The 4161-nt window shown below is 36.4% G+C and carries 5 protein-coding genes; 3 read left to right on the forward strand and 2 right to left on the reverse strand.

The window, feature by feature from the left end; all coding sequences use genetic code 11:
* The first annotated feature begins 59 nt into the window (after window positions 1-59).
* Entirely contained in the window at window positions 60-860 is an 801-nt protein-coding gene (locus QQK02_RS16305) for a DUF3313 family protein (protein WP_284209216.1), read from the forward strand.
* A 63-nt stretch (window positions 861-923) separates the two neighbouring features.
* Here the strand turns inward: QQK02_RS16305 and QQK02_RS16310 are convergent, their stop codons facing one another.
* Both QQK02_RS16310 and QQK02_RS16315 read right to left on the reverse strand, forming a co-directional pair.
* On the reverse strand, window positions 924-1385 hold the full coding sequence (locus QQK02_RS16310; protein ID WP_284209217.1) for a chemotaxis protein CheX: 462 nt from the start codon (window positions 1383-1385) through the stop codon (window positions 924-926).
* A 175-nt stretch (window positions 1386-1560) separates the two neighbouring features.
* Window positions 1561-2007, reverse strand: a complete 447-nt coding sequence (locus QQK02_RS16315) for a transcriptional repressor (protein ID WP_284209218.1) — start codon at window positions 2005-2007, stop codon at window positions 1561-1563.
* Between the two features lie 216 nt (window positions 2008-2223).
* Between QQK02_RS16315 and dusA the strand changes: the two genes are divergently transcribed.
* Window positions 2224-3207, forward strand: a complete 984-nt coding sequence (dusA, locus tag QQK02_RS16320; protein WP_284209220.1) for a tRNA dihydrouridine(20/20a) synthase DusA — start codon at window positions 2224-2226, stop codon at window positions 3205-3207.
* Between the two features lie 202 nt (window positions 3208-3409).
* Window positions 3410-3679, forward strand: coding sequence for a hypothetical protein (locus QQK02_RS16325; RefSeq protein ID WP_284209221.1), 270 nt, complete (start codon window positions 3410-3412; stop codon window positions 3677-3679).
* Window positions 3680-4161 lie beyond the last annotated feature (482 nt).

Below are 4161 nucleotides of genomic sequence, written 5' to 3' on the forward strand. Positions count from 1 at the left end.
GATATATCGCTTTGAAACCACATAAATAAGTATGTATCTAGACACAAATATTAACAATTATGACACAGTTAGGTGTAGATTGGACACGTAATTGGGTCTATAACTACTACAAAGTTCGTAGTATCAGGTGTTTAGTGCACCAACAAACAAGATTCAATTTTAAACAAGGAAAGGGTATTACCATGTTAACGTCTATTAAAAAAGCAACGATTGTTGCAGTTTCAGCATCCATGATGTTGATGTCGCAAGCAGCATTAGCAGGAAAAAAGACAGATGATGGCTTAACAGAAGTTAAAAGTGGCAACTTCTCCGTTGCGTATATCAAAGAAGGTTATGACTTCAGTCAATTTACAAAAATTAAACTTGTTGAGCCTCATGTAAAAATGAAGAAAAATTGGCGTCGAGATTTCAACCGCGCTCAAAAATCTTTAGCAAGCCGTGCCTCAAAAACAGATGAAGAGAAAATTGTTTCCAATGTAAAAGGTATTTATCAAGACGTGTTAAAAGCACAGTTTGATAAAAGAGGTATGCCAATTGTTGAAGAAAATGGCGCTGATGTGCTTGTATTATTGCCAGCGCTAATTAACCTTAATATTTTCCAACCTGATCTAAATAATGCCTCGGGTTCAAAGGTGCAGATCAAGCAATCAGGCAGTGCGACGGTTTACTTTGAACTGTATAATAGTGCAACAGGTGAGATTTTAGCTAAGATGGCTCAAACAAGCATGTTGGGTGAACATCGTAAATCATTCCAATATTCTAATGCTGTTATTATTAATGGTGACATTAAAATGAAATTAGAAGATTGGCTAAATCAATTAAACGATCATGTTATTGATAGCGGTGCAAACAAAACATAGTGTCGATTATCTGACATAAAAAAACCTCCACTTGGAGGTTTTTTTATGTCTAGCGTTTGAGTATTAGTCAAAGCTAAATTCAATATAAGCGCGGCCAAATTCAGATTTCAACGGAATAATGACGACAGGCCCTTCTGCTTTATGGTTAATAGTATGGTCTTTACCCGATACAACCATAGGTGTCGCCATATCGAACTCAAAGCCTTTTTCGCTTAAAATACGTTTAGCGCCACCAGTGACCATATTGGTAATTTCACCAACTAAATCGATGATTTCTTCATCGACTTCATCAGGGCCTTCGCCCACCATTTTTTTCATGGTAGCAATAGCTAGTGGTGCTTCAAAAGTGATTGATAGAGAACCTTTTGCCTGGTCACTTACCATACCGATTAAGCCGGAAACATCGCCCTTAGCAAAATCCCCATCTTTTAATTTAGGTTTCTCAGGTGATAACTCCATTTGTGCCATTGTTGACATGACATTTAACATGGATGATAGAAATGGATTAATAAACTCTACGTTCATGAATGTTTGATAACCTTAAAGATGGTAAAACTAATTCATTTATTATGCGCTATTTTTCTTGAAAAAGTGCAATAAAACGAATAAATAGATAATTTTATTGTAGCAACTGGATTTCTATCGGTAAATGCTAATCTATTATCCTTCATATATTTACTTAATTAATAGGTCTTAGTACTTAATTTTTATCAGACTGACATTTTGCACAGTAACCATGCGCTTCAACGACTTGGTGTTTGATTTTAAAACCACTAGCATCAGCCATAGAGCGAATTGCTAGATCTAAATTTTCTGATTGAATTTCTTCAACGTAGCCACAGTCATCACAAATGAGCAGCTGTACAGGGTGGTTACACTCACTAAAGTGATCACACATAACAAATGCATTTATTGATTCAATCTTATGAACAAAACCTTGTTGATTCAAAAAGTCCAAAGCTCGGTAGATTGTCGCTGGTTTAGCTGAAGAATCAATGACTTGTAATTCAGACAATAAGTCATATGCACCTACTGCACTGTTATGTTTAGCTAGTAAAGTAAATACTTGTTCTCGCAATGCGGTAAAGCGTGCTCCGCGTTTTTCACATACGAGTTTTGCTTGAGCTACTTGTTGTTCAATATCCATAACTACACTTAAATAATTGAAGTGTTATGAGTTTAACATACCAATATTTTGAATCTAGCATTGCCCGCTTTTTATTTAACGCTTGGTAGCCGTAACGTCAAAATGCTCATTGACGATTCATTGCTTTTTCCGGTGTTAAAAAATGATATAATTTATCTTCACGGTTAATAAATATTAGCTATTTCATTCGACACTTCTAAACAGGTTTACGTTAAATTGAGTAAGCAAGCCCTTTCACATAAACTCTCCGTCGCCCCAATGCTCGATTGGACAGATCGTCATTGTCGTTATTTTTATCGTTTGATGAGCAAGCAAACTGTGTTGTATACCGAGATGGTAACAACTGGCGCAATCATTTTTGGTAAAGGTGATTACCTCGGGTATAACGAAGAAGAACACCCAGTTGTGTTACAACTTGGCGGAAGTGATTCTGAAGCAATGGCTAAGTGTGCCAAAATTGCTGAAAAGCAAGGTTATGATGAAATCAACATTAATGTAGGCTGTCCGTCTGATCGTGTGCAAAACGGTCGTTTTGGTGCGTGTTTAATGGCCGAGCCAGCGCTTGTTGCGCAATGCGTAGATGCGATGAAACAAGTTGTTGATATTCCAATTACTGTTAAGTCGCGCATTGGTATTGATGATCATGATAGCTATGAATTTTTGCACACGTTTATTGATGTTGTTAAAGAAGCAGGTTGCCAACACTTTATTGTTCACGCGCGTAAAGCGTGGTTGTCAGGGTTGAGCCCAAAGCAAAACAGAGAAATACCTCCGCTAGATTATGAGCGTGTCTATCAAGTAAAGCGTGATTTTAACCATTTAGATATTTCTATAAATGGTGGCATCAAAACCTTTGAGGAAGCCAATCAACATCTTGAACATATTGATGGTGTAATGATAGGGCGTGAAATTTATCAAAATCCTTATCTGCTGGCTCAAGCAGATCAGCAAATATATGGATCAAATAATGAGGTGCTAACTCGTCAAGAGATTATTGATGAGATGGCTTTGTATATCGACAAGCATGTAAACGCCGGTGGTAAAATGTGGCATGTAGCGCGTCATATGCTTGGTTTATGCAACGGATTAGCTGGCGCTAAACAATTTAGACGCTTTTTAAGTGAAAATTCGTCACTTCCTGATGCGAATGGTGACTTGTTAAAACGTGCTTTTGATAAAGTCGTGCAGCTTCAAAAATAAAAGACACTCACATCTTATTAGCGAAATTGTGGTTTTTTTAACCACTTTTTCGTTTGTCAGCAAGTGCTCAATTATTGAGTAGCTCCTTCGGTTTAAAGTAAATTCCTTTTTATAACATCATGTTAACGATTTTTTTAGATCGTGGCACAACCTTTGTTAATCCTATTACGTCTTAATTATTGAAACGTAACAGGAGAGACACATGAAAACCTTACTTACTATTGCATTAACATCCATGATGGTAATGCCTGCATTTGCAGCGTCAGAAACGGACAACATTAAAGCGGTAACCGATGTTTATGTTAAACAACACAATATTGATGTGAATGCCGCGATGAAAGCACAAATCAATAAAGATATTCTTAGTGCTATTAATAACTTCAGAGTGCCTTTATTAACTACTTCTGCAGATATGATTGCTAAAGCAGAGGTCGAGTTTGATGAATCTACCGAGCAAGCTGATATAGAGTAGGTGGCATTATGATTAGTGTTATAAGTATATTTTTAATCACACTATTGCCTGCCGCCATGTTGATTATATTTTCTTTGGTCATTAGTTGGTTTGAGGATGATGCAGTACCTCACCCAGCAGCCACTTGAAGCCTAATAAATATTTATTATCAGGCTTTTTTATTGCCTTTCAAATTTAACTTCACTAACTCCCAGCACCGCGTAAAAACCATACTCCTCTTGCTCCACACGACTTAATTATTCACTCACGTTTCTAGCAAACGTTGTTTGCACTATCTTTTGTTCACGTTGTCACCCTGTAAATTATTGTGGTTTAAATGACCAAAATTTAAGCTTTTCACTAAAAAAGTGGCGAGACATATTATGTCAATGGTTTGTGGGTTTTATGTAAAATAATTGTAAATTGATATATAACAATGAGTTACGTGTTTTTTCCAATGTGGCACAGCGATTGTAATAACTAATACGTATTTACTTAAAAAT

Source organism: Thalassotalea eurytherma (assembly GCF_030161415.1).
GTDB classification, from domain to species: Bacteria; Pseudomonadota; Gammaproteobacteria; order Enterobacterales; family Alteromonadaceae; genus Thalassotalea_G; species Thalassotalea_G eurytherma.

Coding starts and splice junctions, on each gene's coding strand:
- QQK02_RS16305 (WP_284209216.1), top strand. CDS start 60: ATGACACAGTTAGGTGTAGATTGGACACGTAATTGGGTCTATAACTAC.
- QQK02_RS16310 (WP_284209217.1), bottom strand. CDS start 1,385: ATGAACGTAGAGTTTATTAATCCATTTCTATCATCCATGTTAAATGTC.
- QQK02_RS16315 (WP_284209218.1), bottom strand. CDS start 2,007: ATGGATATTGAACAACAAGTAGCTCAAGCAAAACTCGTATGTGAAAAA.
- QQK02_RS16325 (WP_284209221.1), top strand. CDS start 3,410: ATGAAAACCTTACTTACTATTGCATTAACATCCATGATGGTAATGCCT.